This window comes from Sphingobium xenophagum, from assembly GCF_002288285.1.
Lineage (GTDB): Bacteria > Pseudomonadota > Alphaproteobacteria > Sphingomonadales > Sphingomonadaceae > Sphingobium > Sphingobium xenophagum.
This window is the reverse complement of record NZ_CP022745.1, coordinates 18386-43961: the sequence shown is the minus strand read 5'-3', so window position 1 is coordinate 43961 and position 25576 is coordinate 18386. Positions and strand designations below refer to the sequence as shown.

Here is a 25576-nt window from a genome sequence, read left to right as displayed (position 1 = left end):
GGTGTTGGGCTATCGAGAGGGTGACACCCCTCCGTCATCGCTACGCGCTGACACCTCCCCTAAAAGGGGAGGATGAAGAACATCACACTCCCGCCTGCGCGGGAGTATGCGAGCCTTACATCACTTCCCTTTCGTCACCCGCCACACCACACCGCCGACATCGTCGCTGACCAGCAGCGCGCCCTTGGCGTCGGCGGTCACGTCGACCGGGCGGCCATGGGCCTTGCCATCCTGATCGAGGAAGCCAGTCAGCACATCGACCGGCTTGGCCTTGCCCGCCTCGCCATCGGTGAAGCCGACAAACACCACCTTATATCCTGAGGCAGGCTTGCGGTTCCAGCTGCCATGCAGGCCGACGAACGCGCCGTCGGTATAGGGCGCGCCCAGCGTCACCTTGTCAGCGAAGGTCAGACCCAGCGCGGCGACATGATTGCCCAGAGCATAGTCGGGACGCTTGGTATATTCACGGATTTCCGGGCGCTGCGGCTGGACACGACGATCCTCATACCCGCCCCAGTAATTCCACGGCCAGCCATAGAAGCCGCCAAATTCGATCCGCGCCAGATAGTCGGGCACCAGGTCGCTGCCCAGCATGTCGCGTTCGTTCACTACGCCCCACAGCGCGCCGCTCCTGGGTTCAAACGCCAGGCCCACCGGGTTGCGCAGGCCCGACGCCCAGATGCGATAGTCGCCGGTCCTGGGATTGACCTCCAGCACCGCTGCGCGATTGGCTTCCGTTTCCAGCCCGTTTTCGCCGATATTGCTGTTGGACCCGACGCCGACATAGAGCATCCCTTCGGGGCTGACGGTCAGGCTGCGCGTCCAGTGCATGTTGGGGGCCTGCGCGGGCAAGTTCAATATCTTGCGGCCCGGTGCGCTGATCCTGGTATCGCCCGGCTTGTAGGGGAAGGCCATCAGCGCGTCCGTGTTGGCCACGAACAGCGTATTGCCCAGCAGCGCCATGCCGTAGGGCGAATTCAACCCGGTCAGGAAGGCTGTCTTGGTTTCGGCCCGCCCGTCGCCATCGGCGTCGCGCAGCAGCGAGATGCGGTTTGGCGAAGGATCGCCAGCGCCCGCCTTGTTCATCAGATAATTCATCACCCGGTTGACGATGCCGCCGGTGGGGCGGGGCGGGCTGTTTGTTTCGGCCACCAGCACATCGCCATTGGGCAGGCGCAGCATGGAGCGGGGATGGGACAGTCCGTCGGCAAAACGGGCGACGGCCAGCCCCTTGGCGGGCACCGGCGCTTCGCCTGCGGTCCAGGGCTTTACTTCGGCGATATTGACCGTCGGGATCATCTCGCTGCGCGGTCCGGTGAATACCGGTTCGCGCCCCGTGTCCGCGCCGGGTGGCAACTGGGCCGTGTCCCCTTGCGCAAGATAGAGGAATGCGCCGCCGGCCAGCGTGAGGACGACGAGGGGGAGGGCGATCAGATGCTTGTTCATCCCCCACATCTATGTCGCCGTGCCGCATCGGGCAAGGTGGATGGGCGGCAGTTTCGACGCTTATTTGCGCCGGTCGCGCAGCCACAGCAGCACGGCGATCAGCACGCCAGCGGCCACGCCCGCCAGCAGGCCGATGCTGGGCTGGCCCATCATCCCGCCAGTGATCGCTCCCCCCAGGATGAGGAGGGCGATGATCGCGCCCGCGCCAGTCGGCTCTTTCCTGTCATTGCTCATGCGCAGCCCCTTGCCATGGACGATGCGACAAGGCCAGCGGCTTTGCTGTCACAGGGCCGCGGGCGTCGTTTCGGGACAGGCCGTGCCGTTGCGGGATGTTTGTCCCATCGTGGGACTTGGCTAATGACCTGTTCACCCTCGCATCCCGCCAACCCCGTCAAAGCGTTGAAATGGCACGGAGATTGAAGAAGGGAGCGAACCAATGGGTGTCGCCGGAAATATAATGGGGGTCGCAATGCAGTTGCCATATCTTTCGGGCCGAAAGAGCTATGAGGACGCCGCCGAACTGATGGCGCTGTTCGGCGAAAATGCCGGTTATGAAGCCGCTGCCCGCGCCGACCGCAGCCTGGACGTGGGCAATCATATCCATTTTTGCCACTGGCGGCAGATCGAACGCCTGATCGTGCTGCTGACCCATGATCAGCCGCTGGGCACGATTCACTGACGGTCGACCCGCGACGGGTTTGAAGTCCTAAAGGCGCAATCCGGCGGTTTCGGGCAGTCCCGCCAATATGTTCAGATTCTGCACCGCCGCGCCCGCCGCGCCCTTGCCCAGATTGTCGAGCGCCGCGACCAGCCGCGCCTGACCGGCGGCAGCATTGCCGAACACGAACAGTTGCAGCCGGTCGGTCGCGCCAACCTGTTCCAGATCGATCTTGCCCATGGCGTCGCTGTCGGCCAGCGCGGCGACGCTCACGATCGGCGATCCGGCATAGGCCGACGCCAAAGCCGCATGGACGTCCGCCAGCGTGGGCGATCCGGGCATCGCGCGCAATTGCAACGGCACTTCCACCAGCATCCCGCGATAGGCGTTGGCGACGGCGGGCGCGAACAGGGGCGCGTGAGCCAGTCCGGAATAGCGGGTCATTTCCGGCACATGTTTGTGCGCCAGGCCAAGGCCATAGGCGCGCAGAGCGGTCGGCGCGCCGTTGGTCCCTTCATATTCCGCGATCATCGCCTTGCCGCCGCCCGAATAGCCCGACGCGCCCGACACGGTGACGGGCCAGTCGGTCGGCAGCAGACCGGCCAGCGTCAGCGGCCGCACCAGCGCCAGAAAGCCGGTCGGCCAGCAGCCCGGATTGGCGACGAAGCGGCTGGCGGCCAGCTTCTCGCGATGCCCAGCTTCCAGTTCGGGAAAGCCATAGGTCCAGCCATCCGCCACCCGATGCGCGGTCGATGCGTCGATCACGCAGGTGCGGTCATTGTCGATTAGCGCTACGGCTTCGCGCGCAGCATCGTCGGGCAGGCACAGGATCACGACGTCAGCCGCGTTCAGTGCATCGCGGCGCGAGCGCGCATCCTTGCGATCCTTCTCGTCCAGACGGATCAGCGACAATTCGGGGCGTCCGGCCAGCCGGTCGGCGATTTCGATGCCGGTGGTGCCGACGCCGCCGTCGATGAAAACCTGTGTCGTCATGCGCCGATCCTCCGCCGCGCGATGATGGGTTGGGCATGATCCCCGGCCAGCCGCGCGACCACGTCGGCCAGGGGTTCCGCGACCACCGCCATCCAGTGTGCATTGGCGTGCAGCAGGGTCTTGCCGTCGATCATGATGCCGACATGGCGGGGGAAGAAGAGGATGTCGCCACGCTGCAACACGGCCTCGCTGTCGATCGGATTGCCGATCCCTTCGCATTGCAGGTCCGTGTCGCGCGGTACGGATATGCCGCACTGGCCGAGCGCGACCTGCACCAGCCCCGAACAGTCGATGCCGCGATGCCCGCGCCCGCCCCAGACATAGGGCTGGCCGAGATAACGCTCCGCCACGGCAACCCAATCGGCGGCGATGGTGTCCAGCGGGGTGGCATGACGCATATGGATGAAGCCTTCGGCGCAGGCGATGAAGCCATCCTCCGCCTCTCCCGAAAACAGCGCACCGCCCGGCCAATAATCGGCGATCGGCGCCTTGATGTCCGGCGCGCTGAACAGCGGAGCGGTGTTGACGATGATCCGGTGGCTCACTGGCTCCAGCACGTCCAGCGCTTCCCGCCGGATATAGCCGACATAGCCGTCATGTCCGCAAAAGCCCCAGGCCCAGTCGGTCATCACGTCCAGCGCATGGAATGTTTCGCCGCGCAGCAATTCGCTGACCGCTTCGCCCGTCGCCGATGGCGCGGTCAGGATTGGCGAGCCGGGGGCGACGCAGGTAAGGGGAACGGCGCGGGCGTAATGGGCGGAAAATAATGTCCCCGCCAGCGCCAGGTCCGCCAGATCGCCACGCGCCGCGTGGACGCGGCGGTCGAGCGCGACGGAACGCCCGCCGAGCTTGAAGCGGGTTCTTTCAGGCGGTTCGTTCCGCGCGGGGTTGTTCGTACCTGTCATCGCGCGCGGTTCCTGCGATGAAAAGGTGAAAGGCGTCAAGAAATTCCGCCCCTTTGGTGGTCCGGGTGATAAAAATATTGCGCCGGTCGCTGACATCGCGTTCGCGGCGCAGATAGCCCAGGGCCGACAATTTGTTGAGCGCGCGGGTGATTACGGGCTTTGACACATGCAGCGCTTCGGCCAGACCCCGTACCGTATGTGGCCCGGCGGCAATATAGACGGTCAGCATCAGCGCCATCTGCCGGTTGGTCAGATCGGGCTTGCCCGACCGGACATAGTCAACAAGGGTGCGCATCCAGTGGGTCAGCGGCAGCAGGCCGGGCCGGTCGATTGCGGGCGAAAGATCGGTGGCGGGATGAGCGTTCATGTGGCCTTAACGCACGATGCACAATCCGGTTGCGTAACGGACGCCGACATTCTCGTGCAATATCAATCACGCCCGTATCGCTGCTGCAACAGTCGGAAAACCGCCCGTAATCCCAATGCTTCGCCACCCTTCGCCCGGCCCGGTTTCGCGCTCGGCCGCCAGGCGAACGTGTCGAGATGCAGCCAGGGCACATCGTCCGGCACGAAGCGTTTGAGGAAGAGCGCGGCGGTGATCGCCCCGGCAAATCCGCCTTCACCCGCATTGTTGATGTCGGCAATGTCGGACTTCAGCATGTCGGCATAGCCATCCCACAGGGGCAGCCGCCAGGTCGGGTCATCTACCGCCGTGCCAGCCGCCGCCATCTCCGTCGCCAGCGCATCGTCATTGGCGAACAGCGCGGGCAGGTCCGGCCCCACCGCGACCCGCGCCGCGCCGGTCAGCGTGGCATAGTCGATGATGAGGTCCGGCTTCTCCTCGCCAGCGCGGGTCAGCGCGTCGCCCAGCACCAGCCTTCCTTCGGCATCGGTATTGCCGATCTCGACCGTCAGCCCCTTGCGGGTGCGCAATATGTCGCCGGGGCGGAAGGCGTTGCCGCTGATCGCATTTTCCGCCGCCGGGATCAGCAGGTGCAGCCGCACCGGCAGGCGCGCGCCCATGATCAGTTGCGCCAGCGCCAGGGCATGGGCCGCGCCGCCCATATCCTTCTTCATCAGGCGCATGCCCGACGAAGGCTTGATGTCCAGCCCGCCACTGTCGAAGCAGATGCCCTTGCCGATGATCGCGATGCGGGGTGCTGCCGGATCGCCCCAGGTCAGTTCGATGAGGCGCGGCGCGAAGCTCTTGTCCGCAGCCTTGCCCACCGCATGGATCATCGGATAGCCCTGTTCCAGGGCGTCGCCGCGGGTCGTGCTGACGCTGGCGCCGAACGTCTTGCCGAGTTGCGACACGGCGGCTTCCAGATCGGCCGGCCCCATGTCGGCGGCAGGCGTGTTGACCAAGTCGCGCACCAGCGCGATCGCCTGCGCCAGCTGCACCGTCGATTCGATCCGCGCCACGTCGCTGGTCAGCAGCACGCGGGGCGTGACCGGGTTTTCGTCCTTGCGGTAGCGATCGAACCGGTAATGCGCGGTCAGCCAGCCAAGGGCCGCCGCATCGGGCGATCCTTCGGCCAGTCGATACATGCCTTCGGGCAGGGTCTCGGCGAGTTTCGCAAGGCACCAGGGGCTGGGCGCGGCCTTGTTGGCGATGCCCGCCACCACCCACCAGTCGCCTGCGGCTTCGCCCGGCACGATCGCCAGTTCACCCGGCTTTCCCTGAAATTTCTGCGCCGCCACGATCGCGCGGACCCGATCCGGCTGGGCCGCCAGCCAGTCGTCATAGCCTGCCGCCTCGACAAGGTGGATCGAACGGGCGGGCTGGTCGTTATCGGCTTTAAGCAGGGCTGAATAATCGGTCATGGGGTCGGTTTAGGAGAAAGGCGCAAGGGATGGAAAGCGCGAAATTTCATCGCCCGCATCGCACATGTCGCCCTTTCCCCATTTGCGTCCCGCGCCGCTGAGGCCTAGCTTCATCTGCATCGCAAAATGCCAAGGAGAGAGACGATGATTCATTCCGATGACCGCGGCCTCCAGGCCGCCCGCGCCCGTGCCTATGTGCTGGCGGAGAGCGGCCGTTTTGAAAATGGCCATGCCGTCGAACAGGCGCTGATCGCCGAGGGTTGGCCCAATGCCGGGCAGGCGCTGCAAAGCGACTATGCGCGCAAGGCGATCGGCGAACGCTGCCGCGCTGCGCGGGCGCACTGATGCGGCAGGGGGAACTGGCCCGGTCGGCGGGGCTTTTGGGTGTCGCCGCGATGCTGCTGGTTGCTTGCAGCCCCTCGCACGAGGAGGCGGGGGGCAATGATGCGGCCAATGTCGCGGCGACCCGCTTTGCCGACAGGATGGCGGGAACGCCGCCACCGGCTCCCCCGGCCAAACCCTTCAAGCAGACGGACAAGAGCGCGCTGCTGGAATTCGCCTATGCCTATCCAGCGCAGGCGGCTGCCATCCCCGCGCTGGTCGACAAGTTCGACAAGCAATTGACGACGTCCAAGGCCGATGCGCTCAAAATGGCGAAGGATGACAGCGCGTCCGCCAAGCAGGCCGGCTATCCGTTTCGCGCGCACAGCCTGGAAACGGAATGGAGCGTATCCGCCGATACCCCGCGCTTTTTGGCGCTCCAGTCGCAAACCTATGTCTTTACCGGCGGCGCGCACGGCATGACCGGCTATGACAGCCTGTTATGGGACAAGGCGCGCAGCCGCGAAACCAGCGTCAAGGCGGTGATGACCACGCCCGCCGCCTTCGCCGCCGCCATCCGCGACCGCTTCTGTGCCGAACTCGACAAGCAACGCGCGGAAAAACGCGGTGCGCCGGTGGTGCGGGACGCCGATGAATTCAGCCAGTGCATCGACCCGATGGAACAGGTGCTGGTGCTGACGTCCAGGGACGGCAAGGTGATCGACGGCGTGACCGTCGTGGTCGGCCCCTATAGTGCCGGGCCTTACGCGGAAGGGACGTATGAGGTCGCGCTGCCGGTCGATGCGGCGATGCGCAAGGCGATCAAGACGGAATATCAGGATGGGTTTGTGGCGGGGTAAGGTGATTTGCCCTGCTTTCCCATCCTCCCCTCGAAGGCAGAGTTATCGCGAATGGAACTGCCCCTGCCTTCATTGTCATGCTGAACTTGTTTCAGCATCCATTTCTCGTCCCCAGCGGCGGCTTTTGGCGCATGATGGATCCTGAAATAAATTCAGGATGACGTTGGAGGAATAACGAAAAGTCATGCGCGATAGTCCTCCCCTTGCAGGGGAGGATGAATGTTAAACCGGCACCCCATAGAGATCATGCTCGTCGGCATCCTCGATTGCGACGTCGATCATGTCGCCAGCCTTCCGCCCTTCGCCGACATCGCGCAGGAACACATTGCCGTCGATTTCCGGCGCGTCGGCCTGTGAGCGCGCAGTCGCGCCGATCGAGCCGTCCTCCTCGTCCGGTTCGCCCACTTCATCGACGATTACCGGCAGCACGCGGCCGACCTTGGCCGAGAGCTTGGCGGCGCTGATCGCGGCGGTCTTTTCCATGATCCGCTGATAGCGTTCTTCCTTGACCTCTTCGGGCACCGCGCCGGGCAGGGCGTTGGCCGCCGCGCCTTCGACCGGCTCGAAGCGGAACGCGCCGACACGGTCGAGTTGCGCTTCATCCAGCCAGTCGAGCAGATATTGGAAATCCGCCTCTGTCTCACCGGGGAAGCCGACCACGAAGGTCGAGCGGATGGTGATGTCCGGGCAGATGCTGCGCCATTTATGGATGCGGTCCAGCACCTTGGCTTCATTGGCCGGGCGTTTCATCGCCTTCAATACGCTGGGGGCGGCATGCTGGAAGGGAATGTCGAGATAGGGCGTCAGCAGCCCGTCGGCCATCAGCGGGATGACCTGATCGACATGGGGGTAGGGGTAGACATAGTGCAGCCGTACCCAGGGCGCGCGCCCTTCGGCGGTGCGCAGCTGCCCCAGTTCGCGCGCCATGTCGGTCATGTGCGCGCGCACGTCGCGGCCTTTCCACGACCGCGCCTCATGCCGCGTATCGACGCCATAGGCCGACGTGTCCTGGCTGATCACCAGCAATTCCCTGGTCCCCGCCGCGACCAGCTTCTCCGCCTCGCGCAGCACCGCGTCGATCCGCCGCGACACCAGATCGCCCCGGATCGAGGGGATGATGCAGAAGGAGCAGCGATGGTTGCAGCCTTCGGAAATCTTCAGATAGCTGTAATGGCGCGGCGTCAGTTTCAGCCCGCCTTCGGGCACCAGATCGACAAAGGCGTTGGGGACGGGCGGCGATGCGTCATGCACCGCGTTGACGACCTGCTCATATTGATGCGCGCCGGTGACGGCCAGCACTTGCGGGAATTTCGCGCGGATCAGGTCCGCCTCATCCCCCATGCAGCCCGTCACGATGACGCGGCCATTTTCGGCCATCGCCTCGCCGATCGCTTCCAGCGATTCCTCCTTGGCCGAATCGAGAAAGCCGCACGTATTGACCAGCACGACGTCGGCGCCGGCATAGTCGGCGGACATCTGATAGCCGTCGGAGCGCAGCTTCGTCAGGATGCGTTCGCTGTCCACCAGGTTTTTGGGACAGCCGAGCGAAACCATGCCGATTTTCGGCGCGTCAGGAAATTTGGTTGCCATGATGGCCGCGCACATAGGGATTTTTGTGCGGAATGTCACGCCGCGCGATTGGGGCGCGCTTTCAGGCCGGCTCGCCGCCTGTCCCCAGACCGTCGCTCTCGACAATCTCGATGATCAGGTCGCCGGTCTGAAGCTGCTGCGCGCCCGGCTCCCAGAAACCGATCGGCCGATCGTCGCGATAGATGCGCACGCCAAGGCCGGTGGTGATGGCGGACAGCGGCCCGCCAATTTCCTGCGGGCTGACGAAGCGCTCGTTCAGCTTCACCCGTCCGCCAGAGGCCGCCAGATCGGCCATATAGTCAGCGATATGCTTGCCGCTGGTGCTGCCCGCCAGCAGCAGCCCGGCAAAGCTGACCGGGTTGATCACCGTGGTTGCGCCCGCCTGCCGCGCGGGCAGTTCATTATCCTCGTTCCGCACGACGATGCTGATCGGCAGGCGCGGGGCGAGGTGGCGGGCGGTCAGCGTGATCAGGATCGACGTATCGTCGCGCCCGGCCGATACGATCATGCTGCGCGCGCGGTGGATCGCCACATCCTTCAACGTCCGGTCGCGGGTCGAATCCCCGCACAATATATTGCACCCCTGCGCCTCGGCCAGTTCCAGCGCGGCTTCGCTGCCGTCGATCACGACGATCTCACGCGGGTCGGTGCCGCGCGCCAGCAGTTCATGCACCGCTTCCTGCCCGCTGGTGCCAAAGCCGGTGACGATGATGTGATTGTGCAGATCGGCTTGTATGCGGGCCATGCGCCACCTGTAGAGGATGTTGCGGAGGAAAAGCGAATAGGCTGTGCCGAGGAAAATGAGCCACACGAACAGCCGGATCGGCGTGACGAACAGCGATTCGAACAATCGCGCTTCGGGCGTGACCGGGACAATGTCGCCATAGCCCACCGTCGTCACGGTGACGGTCGTGAAATAGAGCACATCGACAAAGCTGATATGATTGTCGAGATTGTCCTTCAGCCCGTCCCGCCCGACCCAGTGGAGCAGCAGCACCACCGCGATCAGCGCGAATACCAGGCCGACGCGCCAGCTCAGGTCCACCCACATCGGCAGGGAGGAGCGCCGCCGCAAAAAGCCTTCGGTCGTCCGCGATGATCCCCGGTTTATCCTCATGGCGCGGTCGGCAGATGCGCAACGGGGTTTACCGGCACCCGGTCCTTTCGCAATTCGAAATGCAGCTTGGGCTGGCTGGCATAGCCGGTGTCGCCGGTCAGGCCGATGGTCTGGCCGCGCGTGATTTTCTGGCCGCGCACCACATCCACGCGGCTGGCATGGCCATAGGCGCTGACCCAGCCGCTGCCATGGTTGATCAGCACCAGCCCGCCAAACACCGCCACCCGGTCGCCCGCATAGGCGACAACGCCGTCCGCCGCCGCACGGATCGGCGTGCCGGCGGGGACGCCGATATCGATGCCATTATTCTTCGCGCCGCTTTCGCCGGGGCCAAAGCGCGATAGCAGCTTGCCCTTGACCGGCCAGTCGAAACGGCCCGCAAAGCTGCCGGGCTGGGCGATCGGCACGTTGCTTGGCAGCGGGCGCGGCTGGGACGAAGCGACCGCCACCGGCGCATTTTCCGCCGCCGCTGGCTGGCCGCCGGTCAGCACATCGTCAATGTCGATATGGAACGCGGCGGCGCGCTGCTCCAGGCTGGGGGCCGTCGCCGGAGCCTCACCCGGCAACAGCAGCCGTTGTCCGCGGCGCAGCATGAACGGTTCCGTCAGGCCGTTGGCGGCAACGATGCGGCTCCACGCCACGCCATAGGCGGACGCGATCGCGATGCCCGTCTCCCCTTCCGCCACCAGATGATAGCGACCGCCCGGAATGGTGAGTTTCTGGCCGATGCGGATGGCAAAGGGCGGCGTCAGCCCATTGGCGCGCGCAATCGCTTCCGATCCCGCGCCGGTGCGATTGCCGATGCCGCGCAGCGTGTCGCCGGGCTGGACGACATAGGTGGACGTCGCCACCGTCTGCGCATTGGCGACCACCTGCTGCGCGGTCCATACCGGCTCGGCTTCCACCAGTTCGACGGCAGCCGCGTCGGCATTCAACTGGGGCGGGGGCGTTTCGTTGCGGGCCTCCATGGGGATACAGGCGGCCAGTATCAGCGGCGCGAGCAACATGGCGGATGGAAGAAGCGGACGTGACATCGCCGCCTGTCTATCGCATCGCGCCGCGCTTGCCACCCCCTGCCGCTATTGCCCGAACGCCGCCGCAGTCGCCGCCATGGCGCTGTCCTGCGTCAGGTCGTAATGGAGGGGGGTAACGGTGACATAGTCCTGCGCGATCGCCGCCAGATCGCTCCCCTCCGGCACTGCGTCGCTGCTGCCCAGGCTGAACCAGTAATAGCGGTAGCCGCGCGGATCGGTCCCTTCGATGATCTTCGTGCGATCGACATCGTGAAAGCCCTGCCGCACGACGCGGATGCCCTTGACCGCGTCGGGTTCGATCGCCGGGAAGTTGACGTTGAACAGCATCCGGCGCGAAGGCGGCATGGCGATCAGCGGGGCGATGGCCCTTGCGCCCCATGCCTGCGCAGCGGCAAAGGGCACCGTGTCGCCCATCCCCTCACGCGCATAGACCTGGCTCAGCGCAATCGACCTGATCCCCGAAATCGCCCCTTCCATCGCGGCGGCGACGGTGCCCGAATAGGTCACGTCCTCAGCCAGATTGGCGCCGCGATTGACGCCCGACAGGATAAGGTCCGGCCGCGCGTCCTTCATCAAATGCCCCACGGCCATCATCACTGCGTCGGTCGGCGTGCCGGTGACGCTGTAATGCTGCGCGCCATGCTTGCGGATGCGCAGGGGCCGGGTGAGCGTCAGGCTATGCCCCGCACCCGACTGTTCCTCGCTCGGCGCGACGATCCAGATATCGTCGGAAAACTGGCGGGCGATGGCTTCCAGCACTTTAAGGCCGGGCGCGTGAACGCCATCGTCATTGGTGAGAAGGATGCGCATGAACTAAACAACTCCGTTCGGGCTGAGCTTGTCGAAGCCTTCCGCTGAGCGAAGCGAAGCCGCCTCGCTAGCGCTCGGCATGGCCCTTCGACTTCGCTCAGGGCGAACGGCTAAGCCTTTGGCGTCAGGCGCGTCACCCCACCCATATAGGGCGCCAGCGCCTCCGGCACGATCACGCTGCCGTCGGCCTGCTGGTAATTTTCCAGCACCGCTACCAATGTGCGGCCCACGGCCAGACCCGATCCGTTCAACGTGTGGAGGAAACGGGTCTGCTTCTCTCCCTCCGGCTTGTAGCGCGCGTTCATCCGCCGCGCCTGAAAATCGCCGCAGTTGGAGACGGAGCTGATCTCGCGATAGGTGTTCTGGCTGGGCAGCCAGACTTCCAGATCCCATGTCTTGCGCGCGCCAAAGCCCATGTCGCCGGTGCAGAGCAGCATCTTGCGATAGGGAAGCCCAAGCGCCTGAAGGATACCCTCCGCCGCCGCGCACATGCGTTCATGCTCGGCCTCTGACTCGTCGGGCGCGCAAATCGCGACAAGCTCGACCTTCTCGAACTGATGCTGGCGGATGAAGCCCCGCGTGTCGCGCCCGGCGGACCCTGCTTCGGAACGGAAACAGGGGGTCAGCGCGGTCAGCCGGACGGGCAGGTCAGAGAGCGGCACGATCTGGTTCGCAACCAGATTGGTGAGGCTGACTTCGGCGGTCGGAATCAGCCAGCGGCCATCGGTGGTCCTGAACAGATCCTCGGCGAATTTGGGCAATTGCCCGGTGCCGAACAACGCCTCGTCGCGCACCAGCAGCGGCGGGTTGACCTCCTCATAGCCATTCTCAGCCGTCTGCCGGTCCAGCATGAATTGCGCCAGCGCCCGGTGCAGCCGCGCCATCTGCCCGCGCAACGCGGTGAACCGCGCGCCCGAAAGGGCCGCGCCGCCTTCAAAATCCAGCCCCAGCACCGGGCCGAAATCGGCATGGTCCTGCGGCGCAAAGTCGAAGTCGCGGGGCGTGCCCCACCGGCTGACCTCCACATTGTCGGCTTCATCGTCGCCCTGCGGCACATCGTCGGCGGGCAGGTTGGGGATCGCCGCCAGCATCGCGCCCAGCGCGTCGCCGACTTCGCGGTCCTGCGCTTCCAGAGCGGGGGTGCTTTCCTTGATCGCCGCGACTTCGGCCTTCAGCGCTTCCGCCTTGTCCTTGTCGCCCGCGCCCATGGCTTGGCCGATCAGCTTGCTCGCCTCGTTGCGGCGGGCCTGCCCGACCTGCAACTGCGTCTTGATCGCCCGGCTTTGCTCGTCCAGCGCCAATATCTGCGTGGACAGGGGGGCCAGCCCGCGCCGGGCCAGGCCAGCGTCGAAAGCGGCGGGATTTTCGCGGATGAAACGGATGTCGTGCATGGGCCAGTCCTATGCCGTCGTGCGACGAGCCACGCAACCCTGCGCGCTGCCGATCGTTGAACAGGCATCCGCTAAAATGAAAAGGACCAGGCGATGCAGATAGAACAGGACGCGCTCATATTGGTAGCTGACGGCCGCAAGATGCTGTTTTTCCGGAACAAGGGCGACGCCGCCATTCCCAGCCTGGAAACCGAGCAGGTCGAGAAGCAGGATAACCCGGCCGACCGCGAACAGGGCAGCGATACGCCCGGCCGCGCGTTCAATTCGGTGGGCGGCCATCGCAGCGCCATGTCGGAAACCAATTTTCACGATCTGGAGGAGGACCGCTTTGCCGCGCAGGCCGCCGACATCCTCAAGCATCGCGCCTTCGCCAATGATTATGAAAAGCTGATCATCGTCGCCCCGCCCGGCACGCTGGGCGAAATGCGCAAACATTATCACAAGGAAGTCGAAAGCCGCCTGGCAGGCGAGATCGCCAAGGATCTGGTCAATCATCCGATCGCGGACATCGAACGGATCATTGCCGACAATTGATCCGCACCAGTTTTGCCCCAACGAAAAGGGCGGCCCCCGATACCGGGAGCCGCCCTTTTTCATGTCATCGCCTGACGGGTCAGGCGGCCTTGTCGGCCTTGCGATCGGCGAAGCGACGGCGGGCGACCAGTGCGACCGCGGCGGCGCCGAACAGCAGGATCATCGGCGGGGCGGGGACGTCCGTACCGCCGCTGCTGCTGCTCGATCCGCCGCTGGAGCTGCTGGACGAGGAAGAAGAGCTGCTGCTGCTCGACGAGGAGGAACTGCTCGACCCCGAACTGCCGCTCGATCCGCTGCTGCCCGTGCTGCCGAAGCTGGACGATCCGCCCGACGAGGAGGAACTGCTCGACGAGGATGACGAGGAAGAGGACGACGAGCTGCTGCCGCTCGACCCGGAGCTGCCCGACGAACCGCTGCTGCCGCTCGATCCCGAACTGCCGCTGGAGCCGCTCGACCCGTGATCATGACCATGGCCAGGCTTGCCGGGCTTGCCGCCGCTCGATCCGCCCGAGCTGCTCGATGAAGAACTGGACGAGGAGGAGGACGATGACGAGCTGGAACTGGACGAGGACGAGCTGCTGCTGACATTGCCGCTGGACGTGGAGACATTACCGCTCGACGTCGAAACGCCGCTCGATGTCGACACATTGCCGCTGGAGGTGGATACGCCACCCGTTGACGTGGACACGCCGCCGGTGGAAGTCGAAACCCCGCCGGTCGATGTCGATACGCCGCCAGTGGTCGAGCTGGTCGAGCTGCTGATGCCGCCGGTCGAGCTGCTGGTCGAGGAGATCACCACCGACCCGCCGCCGCTGCCGCCGCCACCGCCGCCAAAAAAGCCGCCGATGAAGCCGCCGCCGCCAAAGCCGCCGCCACCGCCTATGACGACAGGAACCGCGCCACCGCCGCCGGACATGACCGGCATTTCGGCCATCGGCATCGGCGCTGGCAGGGGAATGGGAGCCTGTTGCGTGACGACTGTGACCGTGCGCGGCGTGCTGGTTTTCACCGTACGCACCACCTTGCGCTTCACTGTCCGCACGGCATAGCGTTTGCGCGGCGCTGCCGCCTTCGTGCTCTTGCTGCTATGAACCACTGCCGGCCGCGCATTTTCGGCGACATGCACCGCGCCACCGCCAATGATCGCTCCGCCGCAAGTGCAGGCGCATAACTTAGCCAATGCCATCCGTACCGACATAGGATCCACTCTTTACTTTGTTGCCCCCTGACCCGGCATTGGCTTTTTCCAATGATGGGCTGGTAGGAACTTCCTATGCGTAAGAACGCAAAAGAAAGCGTTAACTGCAACGCTGTTAACCCTGAATGTGATATTCAAGTCGAGGGAAATCCTACCTTCTTCCAAAGGGAAATGGTTAACGTCCCACTATGGAACGACTGTCGCGAGCCAGGTAAAAATCGCTTGATGCGTTTCGCCGATTTGCCTTGCGTGCGGGACTCGGCTGCGCCGGCGTCAAGCCCCGATGAAAACGAACCGCAGCAATATTGCCTGCTTGTGTCGCCCTTCGCCCGTCGCTATGACGCGCCCTCAATGAAAAGTCATGGGCGCCCGGTCGTTAAGCGCCGGCGTCCTCCGAGTCGGAGAGCCAGATGGCATCGGTCCTGAATTCCGATAAAGACGGCGACAAGCCGCCCAAATCGACTGTCGAACTTCCTGCAGACTACCGGCCTTCCGCCGATGAGGAATTCATGAACCCGTTGCAGCTGGAATATTTCCGGCAGCGCTTGTGGGACTGGAAAAAGCAGATCCATGCCGAAGCCGAAGGGACGCTTGCCGTCCTTCAGAATGAGCCGCTTCGCGAACCCGACCTGAACGACCGCGCATCGAGCGAGACCGACTGGTCGATCGAACTGCGCACCCGCGACCGCCAGCGCAAGCTGATCTCCAAGATCGAGGCAGCGCTTCGCCGGATCGAGGACGGCGAATATGGTTATTGCGAAGTCACCGGCGAACCGATTTCGCTGGGTCGGCTGGAGGCCCGGCCGATCGCGACCATGACGGTCGAGGCGCAGGAACGGCATGAGCGGCAAGAGAAGATTTCCCGCGACGATTAACCCTTTCTCCATCCCCCCGCGCCTATGGTGCCCGCCAATTATCTGGCATTTTATTCGCGGGTCTTGGCATGAACGACCAACAGGAATCTTCCGATCGGGGACCGGCCCGCGCCGCGCCGCGTGACAGCCTGTTCCTGCTTACCAGTTTCATGACGCCCGAAGGCGTACCGCTGGGCAAGGCCCGCGTCCGCAACCTGTCGGCCACCGGCCTGATGGCCGATTGCGAACGGGGAGTTCCGGCGGGCATCAAGGTGGAATTTGAACTGCGCGGCATCGGCAAGATGACCGGCACCGTCGCCTGGGCGCGCGGGGACAAGATTGGTTTGGCCTTTGACGAGCCGATCGACCCGCAACTGGCGCGCAAGCCTGTTTCGACGGGCGCGGCGCAGCAGACGGTGCCCGATTATCTGCGACTGCACCAGCGCGGCTTGCTGAGGCGCTGATCCAACCCGGACATAAACAGCCCCGCCTACCTGTTGGTTGCGGGGCTTTTTACTGTCTGAAAATGTGGACCGGAATGAAGGCGAAGGGCCGGACCGGCAGCCTGTAGCCGCCGTGTCCCGGCCTCCTCCCGTAGCGCGCTGGATGCTTAGTGCTGCGCTTCCAGTTCTTCCTTCAACCGCAATTTCTGCTTCTTGAGCGAAGCCACCAAAATAGCGTCGGGCATAGGCCGACTCGTCTCCGCCTTGATTCGGGCGTCGATACCTGCGTGCTTGGCAGAAAGAGCTGAAATGTGGCTGTTTTCCATAACATTCTCCAGATGAGGGGTGATGGACGACGAAGTAGATCATGAAATAATCATCGTGTCTCGCGCTGATTCGCACGCTGCGCCTGAATGAGAAAAATTTGCGATGGCCCGCGTCCGGGCGGCAGGGTATCAGGGGACATGACGAGCGTGGGTGACGGATCGGGGGCGCAGTGAGTCGGGAAGATATTATGCGCCGCCTGGAATTGTTGCGGGTGGAGCATCGCGACCTCGACAGCGCGATTGCCGTGCTGATGGAGTCGGGTGCGGGCGACCAGATGCAGATTGCCCGGTTCAAGAAACGCAAGCTGCGCCTGCGTGACGAAATCGCGCAGCTGGAAGACGGGCTGGTGCCCGACATCATCGCGTAAATCGGTGCTGGCGCGGAATTTTGTGGTTAACGTCGCGCTAACCGGCCCTGAATGGGACAGCCCCCGCTAAAAGCGCATCGATGGGCCTGACAAGGTTGCGATAATATGTCAGTCATCCTGCATGCAGAGCGCAGCTTTTCTGGATCGTGGCCTTCACCGGCGGCTGGTCGACGGCCTGTATCTCGAAGCCATGGTCATGGCTGACGAGGCACGGTCCTATTTCGACGGCAGCAACAGCCTGGACGAGGGGATGAGCGACCCGTTGCGCCGCGTCTCTTTCGCCTGCGAATCGCTGAAAGTGACCACCCGGCTGATGCACATCATTGCCTGGTTGCTCAGCCAGCGGGCCTGGCAGCGCGGCGAGATTGGCGATGCCGATCTGTCGGACGAGAAATATCGGCTTGGCCGCGCGACCCAGACGCCGCCCGAACTCGCCGCCGATTTTCCCTTCATGGCGCGGTCGCTGATCGATGCCAGCCAGGAATTATACGATCGCGTCGCGCGATTGCAGGACCGGATGGACATGATGCTGGGTCCGGCCACGGTCAGGGACGCCAACCCGGCGCGCGCGCTGATCGATCGGCTGCACAGCGCCTTCTGATCGTGTCGCGGCAACTGGCCGCATTCTACCGCTTCTAAGGCTGGCGCTTTCGCCCATATTTGGTCTAGACCATCGCCATGACCCATGGTTTGCGGACCTTTCGCCGCCCTCCTGGCCGCCCGCATTCCGCACGGCTCCTGCTTGTTCCTATGTTGCTCGCCTGTCCGGGCGGGGCGCTGGCGCAGTCCGTCGCGCCACCGCAAGCCGTGCCGGACCAGTCGCTCGACACCATGCCGGACATCGGCCTGGACTGGCCGGACATGGGGCAGGAAGACAGTGTGAAGCCGCTGCCCGCCGACCCGGCTGATACGCAGGTGGCGACGCCTGACGCTGTCCCTGACGCCGCCCAGCCGGTCGAGCCGGTCGAGGAAGCCGCGACCTTTGCTGACGCCGGGGAGGAACGGCGTTACACCGTGCAACTGAACGGCATCGACACGATTGCCGATGCGACCTTCAAGCAACGCTTCGAGGAATTGTCGGCGCTGCGGCAGGGCGATGGCAAGCCCGCCAACCTCGCGCAGATCAATCGTCGCATCAAAGAGGATAATGAACTGCTGGACCGGCTGCTGCGCGCCAAGGGCTATTATGCCGCGCGCATCCGGGGCGCGGTTGCCGCGCCGCCAGCGGGCAGCGATCGTCTGGCCGTCAGCTTCGACATTGTACCCGGCACGCAATATCTGCTCGATTCGGTCGATCTGACCGGCCTTGCCGAAACCGGCGACAAGGAAGCGCAATTGCGCGCCGCCTTCCCGCCCAAGGTCGGCGATCCGGTCGATGCCGACGCCATTCTGGCCGGGCGCGACGCGCTGTCCGTAGTGCTGGCCGAAACCGGGTTCCCCTTTGCCAAGGTCGATGAACCCGAAGTGCGGATCGACCATGAGGAGCGCAAGGGCGACCTTGACATCATCATCACGCCGGGCGGCTATCGCAGCTTCGGCGCGATCCGCATGAACAACGAAAAATTGTTTAGCGCGCACCATGTTCAGGAAATCGCCCGCTTCCATCCCGGCGATCCCTACAAGGCGTCGGATGTGGAGGATCTGCGCCGCGCCATCGTCGCAACCGGGCTTGTCTCCTCGGTCAATCTGACACCCAAAGAGGCGGGCGATGGTTCCCATGTCGATCTGGCGGTCGACGTCCGCCCGGCGCCACTACGCACCATCGCGGGGCAGCTGGGTTATGGCACGGGCGAAGGCTATCGCGCTGAAGTCAGCTGGCAGCACCGCAATTTCTTCCCGCCCGAAGGCGCGGTAACGGTGCGTGGCGTCGTCGGCACGCAGGAACAGACCGCGTCCTTCACCTATCGCCGCAACAATTTCCACCGTCGCGACAATGTGCTCACCGGCCTGCTGTCGGTCAGCAACATCAGGCGCGACGCCTATGATGCGCGCACCATCACCCTGGCAGGCGGGCTGGAGCGGCAGACGAACATCCTGTTCCAGAAGGACTGGGTGTGGCGCATCGGCGCGGAACTCATCGCTTCTGACGAAGCCGATGCCTTCAGCGGCGGTGCGCGGCGCACCTTCCTGATCGGCGCAATTCCTTTAAGCCTGACCTATGACGGCAGCGATGATCTGCTCAACCCGACCAAGGGCTTTCGTCTGGGTGGCCGGTTCAGTCCCGAACTTTCCTTTCAGGACAAGACCTTCGGCTATGCCAAGGTGCAGGTGGATGGCAGCATCTACCAGCCGATGGGCGAAAAGCTCGTCGTCGCGGCGCGTGCGCGCTTTGGCACGATCCTTGGCTCCACCGTCGATCAGATCGCGCCGTCGCGCCGTTTCTATGCGGGCGGCGGGGCGTCGGTTCGCGGTTATGGCTATCAGGCGATCGGCCCGCGTTTCGGCGTGGACAACGACCCGGTCGGCGGCAAGAGTCTCGCGGAATTCTCGCTGGAGGGGCGGGTGCGCTTTGGCAATTTCGGCGTCGTGCCCTTCATCGATGCAGGCAATATCTCCACCACATTCCTGCCGCGCTTCCGCGACCTGCGCATCGGCACCGGGCTTGGGCTGCGCTATTATAGCAACTTCGGCCCGATCCGCATCGACGTCGGTACGCCGATCAACCCGCAAAAGGGCGATCCGCGCGTCGCCGTCTATGTGTCGCTGGGGCAAGCCTTCTGATGGTGGACGAAGCGCCCGCCGCGAAGCCGCATCGCCGCCGCGCCTGGGATGGACGCTGGCAGCGCTGGGTGCTGGGCATCATCGTCACTTTGCTGCTGATCGTCGCGGGCGCGCTGGCCTGGCTCGACACGGCGCCCGGCCATCGCTTCCTCATCAGCCGGATCGCGACGATCAAGCCGCCATCGGGCCTGCGCATCCAGGTCGACCGGATCGACGGCAGCATTTATCACAAGGCCGTTCTCCACAATCTGACCCTGTCCGACCCGACGGGCCGCTTCTTCGACGCGCCACGGGTCGAACTGGACTGGTGGCCTTTCGCCTGGGCCTATAACCGGCTGGACATCGACCGGCTGGTCATCCCGCGCGCCACCCTGCACAAATTGCCCAAGCTCAATCCCAGCCGGAAGCAGGGGCCGATCCTTCCCGGTTTCGACATCCGGCTGATGGAATTTTCGGTCGGACGGCTGACGATCGCGCAGGGCATTACTGGCCGTGCGCAGCAGGCGACGATGGCGGGCGACGCGGACATTCGCGGTGGCCGTGCGATCATAGATCTGACCGCCCGCGTGATCGACGGGCAGGATGCGCTGACCATCGCGCTCGACAGTCGCCCCGACGATGATCGTTTCCGCCTGGACGTCACGGTCAATGCGCCAAGGGGCGGCGTTCTGGCGGCGATGGCGGGCCTGAAACAGGACGCCAATCTGCGCATCGGTGGCAAGGGCGGCTGGAGCCGCTGGGACGGTCGCCTGTCGGCCACGCTCGACGCCCAGCCTGTCGCCGATTTCGTGCTGGCCGCGCGCCAGGGCGCCTATTCGGCCCGTGGTTCGATTGAGGGCGGCGCGATCGCCGGCAATGGCCTTGTCCAGCGTATTGCCGCGCCGCGCCTGGTCGTGCGCGCCAATGGGACGATGGTGGACCGGGTGATTGACGGTCGCCTCTGGCTCCGTTCCGCCGCGATTGATCTGGAAGCCGACGGCGCGATCGACCTGCGCAACAACGCGCTCGACAATATGCTGGTGCAATTGAAGCTCGCCCGTCCACAGGCTTTGTTCAAGACTATGCGCGGGCAGGATGTCGCGGCGAAAATCCGCCTGGACGGTGCATTCGCGACGCTGGGCTATGAATATCTGCTCACCGCCCGCCAACTGGCGTTCGACAAGACGGTGATCAGCACCGTGCGGATGGATGGCAAGGGGCGTCGGTCGGAAAATGGCCCGGCGCTGGTCCCGGTACGCCTGCGCGCCGCGCGGCTCGATGGGCAGGGCGAACTGGTCGAAGGGATCGTCCGCAATTTCGCGCTCGACGGCGTGCTCCAGATCAAGGGCCAGCAGATCGTCAGCAATCCGATGGACGTGCGGTCGGACAAGCTGCGCGGCAAGCTGCTGATGCTCGCCGACCTCAGGACAGGTCGGTATGATTTTGGCCTGGATGGCCAGATTGTCGGCCTGGCCATTCGTGGCTTCGGCATCGTCGACCTGACGTCGAAATTGCGCGCGGTGCCCGGTCCCAATGGCAGCTTTGGCCTGAGCGGCAATGCGCTGGCGCGGGTGCGGCGGCTGGACAATGAATTTCTGCGCACGCTGGGCGGCGGCCTGCCGACCGTTCGCAGCGCGCTCGCGCTGCGCCCCGATGGCCAGTTGGCGCTCACCAATTTGCAGCTTGATGCGCCGCTGCTGACGCTGACGGGCAATGGCCTGCGCCATCGCGACGGCACGATGCATCTGGAGGGGCAGGGGCGGCATGGCCAATATGGTCCGGTCAGGCTGACGCTGGATGGCAGGATCGACCGCCCGACCATCGATGTGCTGCTGGCCAGCCCGATGAAGGCGCTGGGCCTGCGCGACGTGCGCGCAAAGCTGATCCCCGATGCAAGCGGATACAGCTATACCGCTGCGGGCGGATCGACCCTTGGTCCCTTCACCGGCCGGGGCGTCATCCTGTTGCCGCAGGGCGGGCAGGCGGTGGTCCGCATCGCGCGGATCGACGTGTCCGGCGTCACCGCCAGCGGCGATATTCGCCCGGTAACCGGCGGGCTGGACGGCCAATTGGCGGTCAACGGCCCGGTGACGGGCTATATCAGCCTGAAACCAGTGGATGCGATCCAGCAGGTCCAGCTCAAACTGACCGCCAACGATGCCAGCTTCGACGGACCGACCGTCATCGCGGTGCGACGCGGCACGCTGGATGCGACCATGTTGCTTGATCCTTCGCGCACGACGCTGACGGCCACGGCGCAGGCGCGGGGCCTGCGCGTCGGCGGGGTGCTGCTGGGGCGCTTTGCCGCCAATGCCGATCTGGTCGATGGTCAGGGCAAGATACGCGGCAGCCTGTCCGGGCAGCGCGGCCGCATCTTCGACATACAGGGCGAAGCGCAGGTCGATGCCGATCATATCCGCCTGACCGCTGGCGGCACTGTCGACAAGCGTCCCATCCGCCTGACCCGCGCGGCGTTGCTGACCCGTACCGATGATGGCTGGCGCCTGTCGCCTGCGACCATCAGCTATGCGGGCGGATCATTGCAACTGGCGGGCGAACTGGGCAGCGCGTCCACCCATGTCGAGGCGCGGATGCAGAAACTGCCGCTGTCCCTGCTCGACATTGGCTATGACAATCTGGGTCTGGGCGGCACCGCGACAGGCTCGCTCAGCTACGCCCAGCCGCGCGGCGGCGGCCTGCCGACCGGGACCGCGGAACTGCGCATCCGTGGCCTGTCGCGGTCTGGCCTGTCCCTGAGTTCCCGCCCGGTCGATGTGGGCGTCAACGCCGCGCTGACGGCGGACCGTCTCGCCACCCGCATGATCTTCGTTGCCGATGGCAAGACGATCGGCCGGGCGCAGGCGTTGCTCAATCCGCTGGGGCGTGAAGGCGGCCTGGTCGAACGGCTCAACCGCGCGCCACTCTTCGCGCAGCTGCGCTATGGCGGCACGGCGGACACGCTGTGGCGGCTGACCGGGGTGGAAATTGTCGACATCGGTGGCCCGGTTGATGTTTCCGCGGACATGCGCGGCACGCTGGGCAACCCGCAGATCACCGGATCGCTGGCGACCGAAAATGCCGCGATCAACAGCCCCGTCACCGGCATGCGGCTGAAAAATGTCAAGGCGCGCGGGCGTTTCTCCGGCGCGCAACTGGTCATTTCCAGCTTTGCCGCGACCGCGCAAAATGGCGGTAGCGTAAGCGGCACCGGGCGCTTCACCTTCAACGGCATAGCGGGCGTCGGCATGGACCTGGCCATGCAGGCGGACAATGCCGCCCTGCTGGAACGGGACGATATTGCCGCCACGGTCACCGGGCCGATCACCCTGCGTTCCGATGGCGTGGGCGGGACGATCGGCGGCGACCTGACGCTCAACAAGAGCCGCTTCACGCTGGGCCGCGCCGCCGCCGTGGCGCAGATTCCGGAACTGGCGGTGACCGAAATCAACAGGCGTGGCGAGGAGGTTGAGCGGGTGCGCGCCAACGTCCCCTGGGCGCTGGCGATCAAGGCGCGGGCGCGCAACCGCCTGACTGTCACCGGCCTTGGCCTAGACAGCGAATGGCGCGCCATTCTCGACATTGGCGGCACCGTCACCAACCCGGCGATTGCGGGTCGGGCGGAGCTGGTGCGTGGTGGCTATGAATTTGCCGGGCGCCGGTTCGACCTGCGCGAAGGGCGCATCCAGTTTGACGGCAAGACCCCGGTCAATCCGACGCTGGACATCGACGCGCAGGCCGACGTCAGTGATCTTACCGCCACCATCCATGTCGGCGGCACCGGCCTGAAGCCCGAAATCACCTTCACCAGCGTTCCCGCGTTGCCGCAAGACGAACTTCTGTCCCGCATCCTCTTTGGCACGTCGATCACCAACCTTTCCGCGCCCGAAGCCTTGCAGCTCGCTTCTGCGGTCGGTTCGTTGCAGGGCGGCGGCGGGCTGGACCCGATCAATGCGGTGCGCAAGGCGGCGGGGCTGGACCGGCTGCGCATCATCGCTGCCGATCCGACGCAGGGGCAGGGGACGTCGATCGCGGCGGGCAAATATCTGACCCGCAAGACCTATGTCGAACTGATCACCGACGGGCAGGGATACAGCGCGACCCGGATCGAATATCAGGTCACGCGCTGGCTATCGCTGCTTGGCGCCATATCGACGCTGGGCCGCGAAAGCGCCAACGTGCGCGTGTCGAAGGATTATTGATCACATCGACGCCGTCGATGCGGTGGAACGCTGAACGGCCTCCGATCGGCTCGTCGTCCAAAGCACTCAGGACGCGGACGAAACGGCCTGAACTGTGCCAATTCGGCAACATAAGTCCTTGTTTATCTTAGGTTCATGAAACCAACGGCTTTGTTCCGGCTTCAACGTCTCACCCCTGCGGGGCGTGAATGACAATTGGAGTTAAGCATATGCGTAAGTTTGTGGTCGCAACCCTTCTGGCCGGAACCGCGGTCGCCACACCTGCTCTGGCCCAGGACGTCGGCCCGACCTTCACCGGCCCGCGCGTCGAAGCGATTTTGGGCTATGACCATGTCGGCGCGGGCAGCGATGTCGACAATAATAATGGTCGCGACGACCAGTCGATCGACGGACTGCTCTACGGTGTGGGCGCTGGCTACGACATCAATCTGGGCAGCGCGGTCGTGGGCGTCGAAGGTGAATATACCGACTCGACCGCCAAGAGCGATCGCTACGACCTGACCGACCAGTTCGGTTTCGGCCGGGTCAGTCAGGGCCGTGACCTCTATATCGGCGCGCGCGCCGGTATCCTCGCCAGCCCCAATACGCTGGTTTATGTGAAGGGCGGCTACACCAACACCAAGCTCAACGTGCTGGCGGGCGATACCGACGAGACGACCGACACCGCGTTCAAGCTCGATGGCTGGCGCATCGGTGGCGGCGTGGAGCGCGCCATCAACCAGAACACCTTTGCCAAGCTGGAATATCGCTACTCCAAATATGACAGCGCCCATATCGACTATATGGACGGCGCCACCAGCAGCGAATTCGACATCGACACTGACCGGCATCAGGTCGTGGCCAGCGTCGGCTGGCGCTTCTAAAAGCAGGGCGGGGCGGGAGAAATCCCGCCCCGTTTCTCGTTACAGGATGAAACGTCCAACATCATCGTGAACGCATTATACCCTACAGCGTCGCTTCAATCTCGCGCGCGGCGAGATCGGGATTTTCCGCCAGGCTGATCGGCCGCCCGACGACCAGGATGGATGCGCCGCGATCCAGCGCCTGTCGCGGCGTCACGGCGCGCTTCTGGTCCCCCATCGCGCCGCCCGCCGGGCGCACGCCCGGCACGACGAAAAAGCCGTCGGGCCAATGTTTCTTGACCATCGCCACTTCCTCGCCGGAACAGACGATGCCGTCCAGCCCGGCATTTTGCGCCAGGTCCGCCAATCGCCGCACCTGATCCTCCGCCTTGCCGCCTACGCCGATGTCCAGCAGGTCGGCATCGTCCAGGCTGGTGAGCACCGTAACCGCCACCACCTTGGTCTTGATGCCCGCCGCGGCCTTCGCATCCTCCAGCATCGCCCGTCCGCCTGCGGCATGGACGGTCAGGATCGCCGGTTCCAGCATGTGCAATGCCTGCACCGCCTTGGCCACCGTATTGGGAATGTCGTGCAGCTTCAGATCCAGAAAGATCGGCAGACCGAACTTCATCATCTCATGCACGCCGTGATGGCCATTGGCGCAGAAAAATTCGAGACCCAGTTTCAGCCCGCCGACATGATGACGCACCTGCTGCGCCAGATTCTGCGCCTTGCCGAGGTCCGGCGTGTCGATCGCGACATAGAGGGGGCTGCTCATACGGGTCCTGTAGGATTGAGAGGGGAAAGGGGCGGAGAGGGGACGTCCGCGTCCAGAGGCGGGGTGACGACCGCAGGGGGCGTGGCGGCGGCGGTGACGGCCAGCGCGCGTTCCGCGCTGTCCAGTCGCCGCTTCAACCGCCAGCGCGTCGCGCGCGCCATGATCCAGAAGGGCAGCGCGCCCAGCAGAAATGCACCGATCAGCAAGACCGGCAACTTGGTTTCCATCACCATGTCGCCCCACAGGCGGACGGTCACGGGCACATAATTCGCCATGCAGAAAAAGGCCAGGGCGACCGCGATTACGACCCAGAAGGCAGTCCGCAAAAATTGCATCGGCATGTCCTCTTGCTGCTCAACAGGGGCAGCTTAGGCGATCCCGTCAC

Annotated in this window: 27 protein-coding genes; 13 read left to right on the top strand and 14 right to left on the bottom strand. The window is 64.7% G+C overall.

Going from position 1 to position 25576, the window contains the following annotated elements; all coding sequences use genetic code 11:
- Window positions 1–120: 120 nt before the first annotated feature.
- Both CJD35_RS00200 and CJD35_RS22645 read right to left on the bottom strand, forming a co-directional pair.
- Window positions 121–1446 (bottom strand): PQQ-dependent sugar dehydrogenase, encoded by a 1326-nt coding sequence (locus tag CJD35_RS00200; RefSeq protein WP_017184731.1) that lies wholly within the window; start codon window positions 1444–1446, stop codon window positions 121–123.
- 60 nt (window positions 1447–1506) lie between these two features.
- Entirely contained in the window at window positions 1507–1680 is a 174-nt protein-coding gene (locus CJD35_RS22645; protein ID WP_017184730.1) for a hypothetical protein, read from the bottom strand.
- A 235-nt stretch (window positions 1681–1915) separates the two neighbouring features.
- Between CJD35_RS22645 and CJD35_RS00195 the strand changes: the two genes are divergently transcribed.
- Window positions 1916–2125 carry a hypothetical protein gene (locus CJD35_RS00195; protein WP_017184729.1) on the top strand — a complete coding sequence of 70 codons (210 nt, stop codon included), beginning with the start codon at window positions 1916–1918 and terminating at the stop codon, window positions 2123–2125.
- 27 nt (window positions 2126–2152) lie between these two features.
- Here the strand turns inward: CJD35_RS00195 and argC are convergent, their stop codons facing one another.
- The 4 genes from argC to CJD35_RS00175 form a co-directional block, all read right to left on the bottom strand.
- Complete coding sequence (argC, locus tag CJD35_RS00190; RefSeq protein WP_017184728.1) at window positions 2153–3097, bottom strand: N-acetyl-gamma-glutamyl-phosphate reductase; 945 nt, start codon at window positions 3095–3097, stop codon at window positions 2153–2155.
- Entirely contained in the window at window positions 3094–4002 is a 909-nt protein-coding gene (locus CJD35_RS00185; RefSeq protein ID WP_017184727.1) for a C40 family peptidase, read from the bottom strand. Before CJD35_RS00185 ends, argC begins: the two co-directional genes overlap by 4 nt.
- Window positions 3962–4369, bottom strand: coding sequence for a MarR family transcriptional regulator (locus CJD35_RS00180; RefSeq protein ID WP_017184726.1), 408 nt, complete (start codon window positions 4367–4369; stop codon window positions 3962–3964). Before CJD35_RS00180 ends, CJD35_RS00185 begins: the two co-directional genes overlap by 41 nt.
- A gap of 62 nt (window positions 4370–4431) precedes the next feature.
- A complete protein-coding gene (locus tag CJD35_RS00175; RefSeq protein ID WP_017184725.1) occupies window positions 4432–5826 on the bottom strand; it encodes a leucyl aminopeptidase family protein in 1395 nt (464 codons plus the stop codon).
- A 144-nt stretch (window positions 5827–5970) separates the two neighbouring features.
- Between CJD35_RS00175 and CJD35_RS00170 the strand changes: the two genes are divergently transcribed.
- Both CJD35_RS00170 and CJD35_RS00165 read left to right on the top strand, forming a co-directional pair.
- Window positions 5971–6171, top strand: coding sequence for a hypothetical protein (locus CJD35_RS00170; RefSeq protein WP_017184723.1), 201 nt, complete (start codon window positions 5971–5973; stop codon window positions 6169–6171).
- On the top strand, window positions 6171–7007 hold the full coding sequence (locus tag CJD35_RS00165; protein WP_017184722.1) for a PdaC/SigV domain-containing protein: 837 nt from the start codon (window positions 6171–6173) through the stop codon (window positions 7005–7007). The genes CJD35_RS00170 and CJD35_RS00165 overlap by 1 nt, the downstream gene beginning before the upstream one ends.
- Before the next feature lie 222 nt (window positions 7008–7229).
- Here CJD35_RS00165 and rimO read toward each other — a convergent pair whose 3' ends face one another.
- The 5 genes from rimO to serS all read right to left on the bottom strand — a co-directional run bounded on the left by rimO (window position 7230) and on the right by serS (window position 12949).
- On the bottom strand, window positions 7230–8612 hold the full coding sequence (gene rimO, locus CJD35_RS00160; protein ID WP_017184721.1) for a 30S ribosomal protein S12 methylthiotransferase RimO: 1383 nt from the start codon (window positions 8610–8612) through the stop codon (window positions 7230–7232).
- A 46-nt stretch (window positions 8613–8658) separates the two neighbouring features.
- A complete protein-coding gene (locus CJD35_RS00155; protein ID WP_017184720.1) occupies window positions 8659–9648 on the bottom strand; it encodes a potassium channel family protein in 990 nt (329 codons plus the stop codon).
- 62 nt (window positions 9649–9710) lie between these two features.
- Window positions 9711–10721, bottom strand: a complete 1011-nt coding sequence (locus tag CJD35_RS00150; RefSeq protein ID WP_017184719.1) for a M23 family metallopeptidase — start codon at window positions 10719–10721, stop codon at window positions 9711–9713.
- A 72-nt stretch (window positions 10722–10793) separates the two neighbouring features.
- The gene (surE, locus tag CJD35_RS00145) at window positions 10794–11558 is read right to left on the bottom strand and encodes a 5'/3'-nucleotidase SurE (RefSeq protein WP_017184718.1); all 765 of its coding nucleotides are present in this window, start codon (window positions 11556–11558) and stop codon (window positions 10794–10796) included.
- 110 nt (window positions 11559–11668) lie between these two features.
- Window positions 11669–12949 carry a serine--tRNA ligase gene (gene serS / locus CJD35_RS00140; protein WP_017184717.1) on the bottom strand — a complete coding sequence of 427 codons (1281 nt, stop codon included), beginning with the start codon at window positions 12947–12949 and terminating at the stop codon, window positions 11669–11671.
- A gap of 93 nt (window positions 12950–13042) precedes the next feature.
- On the opposite strand from serS, the gene CJD35_RS00135 reads away from it, so the two are divergent.
- The 5 genes from CJD35_RS00135 (at window position 13043) to CJD35_RS00115 (ending at window position 15999) form a co-directional block, all read left to right on the top strand.
- Window positions 13043–13483 carry a host attachment family protein gene (locus CJD35_RS00135; protein WP_017184716.1) on the top strand — a complete coding sequence of 147 codons (441 nt, stop codon included), beginning with the start codon at window positions 13043–13045 and terminating at the stop codon, window positions 13481–13483.
- Complete coding sequence (locus tag CJD35_RS22855) at window positions 13480–13944, top strand: hypothetical protein (RefSeq protein ID WP_179948836.1); 465 nt, start codon at window positions 13480–13482, stop codon at window positions 13942–13944. Before CJD35_RS00135 ends, CJD35_RS22855 begins: the two co-directional genes overlap by 4 nt.
- An 18-nt stretch (window positions 13945–13962) precedes the next feature.
- Window positions 13963–14532: a hypothetical protein gene (locus CJD35_RS00125; RefSeq protein ID WP_017184714.1), complete on the top strand. Its 570-nt coding sequence runs from the start codon at window positions 13963–13965 to the stop codon at window positions 14530–14532.
- Between the two features lie 559 nt (window positions 14533–15091).
- Window positions 15092–15556, top strand: a complete 465-nt coding sequence (gene dksA / locus CJD35_RS00120; protein WP_006966545.1) for an RNA polymerase-binding protein DksA — start codon at window positions 15092–15094, stop codon at window positions 15554–15556.
- A 68-nt stretch (window positions 15557–15624) separates the two neighbouring features.
- Window positions 15625–15999: a PilZ domain-containing protein gene (locus CJD35_RS00115; protein WP_017184713.1), complete on the top strand. Its 375-nt coding sequence runs from the start codon at window positions 15625–15627 to the stop codon at window positions 15997–15999.
- Between the two features lie 146 nt (window positions 16000–16145).
- Here CJD35_RS00115 and CJD35_RS00110 read toward each other — a convergent pair whose 3' ends face one another.
- The gene (locus tag CJD35_RS00110) at window positions 16146–16304 is read right to left on the bottom strand and encodes a YdcH family protein (protein WP_006966541.1); all 159 of its coding nucleotides are present in this window, start codon (window positions 16302–16304) and stop codon (window positions 16146–16148) included.
- 188 nt (window positions 16305–16492) lie between these two features.
- Between CJD35_RS00110 and CJD35_RS00105 the strand changes: the two genes are divergently transcribed.
- From CJD35_RS00105 to CJD35_RS00085, 5 genes are all read left to right on the top strand, one after another.
- Entirely contained in the window at window positions 16493–16672 is a 180-nt protein-coding gene (locus CJD35_RS00105; protein WP_017184712.1) for a YdcH family protein, read from the top strand.
- 121 nt (window positions 16673–16793) lie between these two features.
- The gene (locus tag CJD35_RS00100) at window positions 16794–17273 is read left to right on the top strand and encodes a DUF1465 family protein (RefSeq protein WP_017184711.1); all 480 of its coding nucleotides are present in this window, start codon (window positions 16794–16796) and stop codon (window positions 17271–17273) included.
- 77 nt (window positions 17274–17350) lie between these two features.
- Complete coding sequence (locus CJD35_RS00095) at window positions 17351–19393, top strand: BamA/TamA family outer membrane protein (RefSeq protein WP_174703634.1); 2043 nt, start codon at window positions 17351–17353, stop codon at window positions 19391–19393.
- Window positions 19393–23571, top strand: coding sequence for a translocation/assembly module TamB domain-containing protein (locus CJD35_RS00090; protein WP_086485734.1), 4179 nt, complete (start codon window positions 19393–19395; stop codon window positions 23569–23571). Before CJD35_RS00095 ends, CJD35_RS00090 begins: the two co-directional genes overlap by 1 nt.
- Window positions 23572–23780: 209 nt before the next feature.
- Window positions 23781–24434, top strand: coding sequence for an outer membrane protein (locus CJD35_RS00085; protein ID WP_017184708.1), 654 nt, complete (start codon window positions 23781–23783; stop codon window positions 24432–24434).
- An 82-nt stretch (window positions 24435–24516) separates the two neighbouring features.
- Here CJD35_RS00085 and pyrF read toward each other — a convergent pair whose 3' ends face one another.
- The gene (gene pyrF / locus CJD35_RS00080; RefSeq protein WP_017184707.1) at window positions 24517–25191 is read right to left on the bottom strand and encodes an orotidine-5'-phosphate decarboxylase; all 675 of its coding nucleotides are present in this window, start codon (window positions 25189–25191) and stop codon (window positions 24517–24519) included.
- Window positions 25188–25526, bottom strand: a complete 339-nt coding sequence (locus CJD35_RS00075; protein ID WP_026002688.1) for a LapA family protein — start codon at window positions 25524–25526, stop codon at window positions 25188–25190. The genes pyrF and CJD35_RS00075 overlap by 4 nt, the downstream gene beginning before the upstream one ends.
- Window positions 25527–25576 lie beyond the last annotated feature (50 nt).